Source organism: Streptomyces sp. NTD107 (genome assembly GCF_059510435.1).
The window spans coordinates 1-529 of record NZ_JCAJZV010000047.1; the positions used below are offsets into that span (position 1 = coordinate 1).

Annotated in this window: 1 protein-coding gene; it reads right to left on the minus strand. The window is 60.7% G+C overall.

All coding sequences use genetic code 11. The annotated features are described in order from the left end of the window. Nucleotides 1-510, minus strand: a 510-nt coding sequence (locus AC5WRL_RS28105; protein ID WP_496091500.1) for a GTP-binding protein, incomplete at its 3' end; no start/stop codon positions are given. Nucleotides 511-529 lie beyond the last annotated feature (19 nt).

The window sequence follows — 529 nt, forward strand, 5'->3', positions numbered from 1 at the left end:
GATGATCGGGGCGTCCGGGCCGATCTGGAGCGCCTCCCGCACCTCCTCCGGAGAGTACGGCTGATGCCCGTCGAACCCGTTCAACGCGATCACGAACGGCAGACCACTGTTCTCGAAGTAATCCACCGCCGGAAAACAATCCGCCAGACGACGCGTATCCACCAGCACCACCGCACCAATGGCACCACGCACCAAGTCGTCCCACATGAACCAGAAACGATCCTGCCCCGGCGTACCGAACAGATACAGAATCAAATCCTGATCCAGCGTGATACGACCGAAGTCCATCGCCACCGTCGTGGTCGTCTTCCCACCGGTGTGCGTCAGATCATCAATACCCGCCGACGCGGACGTCATCACCGCCTCGGTACGCAGCGGATTGATCTCCGACACCGCACCGACAAACGTGGTCTTCCCCACACCAAAACCACCCGCGACGACAATCTTCGCAGAAGTAGTGGAACGGGAAGGAGCCGAACGGCCCGCACCGCTAGAGCTTGCGAAGTCCACTGAGCACCCTTTCGAGCAG